This is a genomic window from Flavobacterium sp., from assembly GCF_035760125.1.
Taxonomy (GTDB): domain Bacteria; phylum Bacteroidota; class Bacteroidia; order Flavobacteriales; family Flavobacteriaceae; genus Flavobacterium.
The window spans coordinates 1-4,601 of the sequence record NZ_DASTTN010000176.1 but is presented as its reverse complement, the minus strand read 5'-3'; the positions used below and the strand labels follow the sequence as shown (position 1 = coordinate 4,601).

The window sequence follows — 4,601 nt, the reverse complement described above, 5'->3', positions numbered from 1 at the left end:
ACCATAAGTAAAATTATCGGATGATAGATTAAAAAACTTGCTATATTTGCACACTTCAGACAAGAAATAACCATAAATCTTAGCGCCTTAACGGCATCAAACAAACATGAAATCAATCGTATTTCGCGAAATAAAATCCTTTTTTGGTTCACCAATCGGGTATTTAGTAATTGCCCTTTTCTTAATTGGGAATGGGTTATTCCTTTGGGTTTTTGAAGGAGATTATAATATTCTAAATACCGGTTTTGCCGATTTAACACCATTTTTTACCCTAGCTCCGTGGATCTTAATCTTCTTGATTCCTGCGGTAACCATGCGTAGTTTCTCAGACGAAAAAAAACAGGGAACACTTGAATTATTACTTACAAAACCTATTAGTCTTTGGGAAATCGTAAACGGAAAATTCTTGGGCGCTTTTCTATTAATAGTAATGGCTATTATCCCTACTTTTATTTATGTGGAAGTGGTTTGGAATTTGGGTTCACCCGAAGGAAATCTTGACTTAGGAAGTACTTTAGGTTCATATTTCGGTTTATTGTTTTTAATAGCCGCTTATTCTGCAATTGGGATTTTTACTTCATCTATTTCAGAAAATCAGATTGTATCCTTTATTATTGCTGTTTTTCTATGCTTCTTTTTCTATTTTGGATTCCAAGGATTAGCTTCTATTTTACCAAGTTTTTCTTCATTTATTTCTTATTTCGGAATGCAAGATCACTACAAGAGTATGAGCCGAGGCGTTATAGACACTAGAGATGTAATCTATTTTGTTAGCATTGCTGTTCTTTTCCTCTCTTTCACAGTCTTTAATTTAAAATCTATTAAATCGTAATGAAAGCATTCAATATAAAAAACGCCAAATCCTTATTGATTACTGTTGCGATAGTATTTCTTTTAAATATCATTAGTAATTTCTTTTTTCATCGTTTTGATTTAACCCAAGACCATAGATATACCCTATCACCTACTACTTTAAAAATTCTTAAAGACGTAAAGAATCCTTTGTCTATCAAAGTCTATTTGCAAGGCGAACTGCCTGCTGAATTCAAACGACTACAATTGGAATCCAAACAACTGTTGGAAGAATTTCAAGCATATAATTCTAATATTATCATCGAATTTGTAGATCCTTTGGAAAACAAAGACGAAAGTATGGACAATATTAAAGAATTGTATAGAAAAGGCTTAACACCAATAAACATAACTGTTGATGACAAAGGAAAACAGTCACAATCAATGGTTTTTCCTTGGGCAATTGCAGTTTATAATAACAAAGAAGTGAATATTACATTGTTAAAGAACATTATGGGAGCTTCTACCACGCAAAAAGTGATTGGTTCTGTTCAGCATCTTGAATATTCTATTTCAGACGGAATAAATAAAATTTCCAAAGACAAACAAAAGAAAGTTGCTATCATAAAAGGAAACGGAGAACTTCAGGAACGTCACATTGCTAAATTCCTGATGCAAGTACGCGAAAGCTATTTCATTGGACCATTCACTTTGGATTCGGTTGCCAAAAATCCAGAAGGAACTTTAAAATCATTACAAAATTATGATTTGGCTGTTATTGCCAAACCAACCGAAGCTTTTACTGATGAAGAAAAACTGGTTCTAGATCAATTTATTATTCACGGCGGAAAAACCCTTTGGCTTATCGATCAAGTCAATGCCGAAATGGACAGTCTTTATAATCCTTCGGGAGCTACATTGGCATTTCCAAAAGACTTAAATCTAAACGATATGTTCTTCAAATATGGAGTTCGAATCAATCCTGACTTGGTCAAAGACGAACAAGGAAGTCCTATAAAATTAGCCAGTGGAGAACAAGGGAGCGGAACACAATACCAGGATTTCAACTGGAAATTTGCACCTCAAGTATATCCTATCAGCAAACATCCGATTGTTAAAAATCTGGGAGGTATCAAATTTGATTTTGCCAATGCGATGGATACTTTAAAAAACGGAATTAAAAAAACAGTTTTATTGCAGTCTTCCGCTTACTCAAAAAAAATAGGAACTCCTGTAGAAATCAGCCTTAATATGGTTTCCGAGCAGACTTCGCCAACTGATTACCTAAATAAAGGAAATATCCCAATGGCAGTTTTATTGGAAGGTTCTTTTCATTCCATGTTTGAAAATCGCATTTTGCCTTTTGAAGAAAAATCATTTCAAGCCAAAGGAACGGAAAGCAAAATGATTGTAATTTCGGATGGAGACATTATAAAAAATCAATTGGATAAAACAGGACAACCTGTAGAATTGGGCTATGATCAACGATCTGGAAATTTATACGACAACAAGGATTTTATGATGAACTGCGTCAATTATCTATTGGATGATACCGGACTTATTAACATTCGAAGCAAGGATCTTGATTTACCATTATTGGATAAAGAAAAAGTGTATGAAAACTATACCTTTACCCAATTCATAACTATCGGGCTTCCAATCTTAATTTTGCTACTGTTTGGCCTCGGATTTACGTTCCTTAGAAAAAGAAAATACAGTAAATAGATGTTAATAAAAAATTTGCAATACTAGAATAGTTTACAATATATTTGTAAAGTGTATTCTAAATTTTAATTCAGAAAAAGCACACCATTAAAAACAAAACAATACAGATGAAATTTATAGTATCGAGTTCGTACTTATTAAAACAATTACAAGTTTTAGGTAGCGTTATCAACAGTAACAACACTTTGCCAATCTTGGATAACTTCTTATTTGAATTAAATAATAACGAATTAACTGTTTCGGCTTCGGATTTAGAGACTACTATGTCTGCCACATTGGCTATCGACTCCAAAAGTAAAGGAAGTGTTGCAGTACCTGCAAAATTATTATTGGAAATCCTTAAAACCTTTCCAGAACAACCCCTAACTTTTACAGTTGAAGAAAACAGCACTATAGAAATTAGTTCAAACTCAGGAAAATATGCTTTGGCATATGCTCCAGGTGAAGAATTCCCAAAATCAGTAAACTTAGACAACCCATCAGTAACTCTAGTACCTGCAGATGTTTTGGCGACTGCTGTCAGCAAAACTATCTTCGCAGCTGGTAATGACGATTTACGTCCGGTAATGTCTGGTGTTTTCTTCCAGTTTTCTCCAGAAGGTTTAATTTTTGTGGCTACTGATGCTCACAAATTAGTAAAATACGCTCGCTCTGATGTAAAAGCATCTCAAGTGGCTGAGTTTATTATGCCAAAGAAACCTTTGAATATTTTAAAAAGTATCCTAAGCAGTTCAGATGCTGAAGTAAAAATAGAATACAACGATTCGAATGCTACTTTCTCTTTCGACAACTACATTTTGTTATGTCGTTTAATCGATGGAAAATATCCGAATTATGAAGCGGTTATCCCAAAAGAAAACCCAAACAAATTGATGATGGATCGTTCTCAATTCTTGAGTTCTGTACGTCGTGTTGCTATTTTCTCTAACAAAACAACACACCAAATTCGTTTGAAAGTTGCTGGAGCCGAATTGAATATTTCTGCCGAAGATATTGACTACTCTAACAAAGCAGAAGAAAGATTGACTTGTGATTACCAAGGAGACGATATGCAAATAGGTTTCAACTCTCGTTTCTTGACCGAAATGTTGAACAACCTACAATCAGACATGATTATGCTCGAAATGTCATTACCAAACAGAGCTGGAATCCTAACTCCAATAGATGGACTAGAAGAAGGCGAAACCGTAACAATGCTTGTGATGCCAGTTATGCTAAACAGCTAGTTACTTCAAAATACTAAACTAACCAAAACCATTTTTATATTTGAAAAGACCGAAATTCCTAACCAGAGTTTTGGTTTTTTTTTGGACTAAACTCAAGAAAAACTAAAAGAAAATCCAGCAAACAAATAAGTGATCTGTGTCCTTGCGAAGCACGAAGCAATCTCATATCGTATATCCTTCAAGATAATTTACTTTACTTATTCTGAGTGAGATTTCTTCATACCTCACAAAGACAAACAGTAACTAAAAGCTGAAAAACGCTAAATAACCCCCATTTTCTTCATCAAGAAAGTAGCACTCTTGTTTTTGCAAATGCCGTCACGAAGCGTGTAATCAAAATGCAATTCGTTGTTACTGATTTCGACTTCAAAACATTTGTTGGTAAGAATATCCGGAAACTCATTTGTGGTCAAACAAACCTCTATATCGTGTGTGGCGATTGCTCCGATTGCGTTTTTGGCAATTACTTTTTTAACTACTTCGATTGTTCCATTACGTTTATCATCCGAGTTGGTTCCTCTCAAAATTTCGTCCAAAAGAACAAAAGCGGGATTCGCTTCCAATTCATTCATAATTTGCTTCAAACGCTTGATTTCGGCGAAGAAATAAGACTCGCTGTCGGATAACGAATCAGATAGTCGCATAGACACTAAAACCGGCAAAGGATGTACATTCGCCTGACTAGCACAAACTGGAGATCCCATTCCCGTAAGAACCATATTAACTCCTAAACTACGCAAGAAAGTACTTTTCCCGGACATATTGGAACCAGTCAGAATCATAAACGACTGTGGATAAAACTTTACCTCATTCCCTACTCTTGTGTTCGGGTTTAATAAAGGATGGCTTAAATTGGAA

At 34.7% G+C, this 4,601-nt stretch carries 4 protein-coding genes; 3 read left to right on the top strand and 1 reads right to left on the bottom strand.

The features are described from left to right. Window positions 1-106: 106 nt before the first annotated feature. From gldF to dnaN, 3 genes are all read left to right on the top strand, one after another. Window positions 107-832, top strand: coding sequence for a gliding motility-associated ABC transporter permease subunit GldF (gene gldF, locus VFS71_RS06755; RefSeq protein WP_326400160.1), 726 nt, complete (start codon window positions 107-109; stop codon window positions 830-832). Then, the gene (gene gldG, locus VFS71_RS06750; protein WP_326400159.1) at window positions 832-2,517 is read left to right on the top strand and encodes a gliding motility-associated ABC transporter substrate-binding protein GldG; all 1,686 of its coding nucleotides are present in this window, start codon (window positions 832-834) and stop codon (window positions 2,515-2,517) included. The genes gldF and gldG overlap by 1 nt, the downstream gene beginning before the upstream one ends. 107 nt (window positions 2,518-2,624) lie before the next feature. Further along, window positions 2,625-3,743: a DNA polymerase III subunit beta gene (dnaN, locus tag VFS71_RS06745; protein ID WP_326400158.1), complete on the top strand. Its 1,119-nt coding sequence runs from the start codon at window positions 2,625-2,627 to the stop codon at window positions 3,741-3,743. A 260-nt stretch (window positions 3,744-4,003) separates the two neighbouring features. Here the strand turns inward: dnaN and VFS71_RS06740 are convergent. Beyond that, the coding region (locus VFS71_RS06740) for a MutS-related protein (protein ID WP_414655990.1) at window positions 4,004-4,601 on the bottom strand (598 nt) is incomplete at its 5' end.

Excerpts from the sequence above, each read along its gene's own strand:
- gldF (WP_326400160.1), top strand. The coding sequence starts at position 107 with ATGAAATCAATCGTATTTCGCGAAATAAAATCCTTTTTTGGTTCACCA.
- dnaN (WP_326400158.1), top strand. The coding sequence starts at position 2,625 with ATGAAATTTATAGTATCGAGTTCGTACTTATTAAAACAATTACAAGTT.
- gldG (WP_326400159.1), top strand. The coding sequence starts at position 832 with ATGAAAGCATTCAATATAAAAAACGCCAAATCCTTATTGATTACTGTT.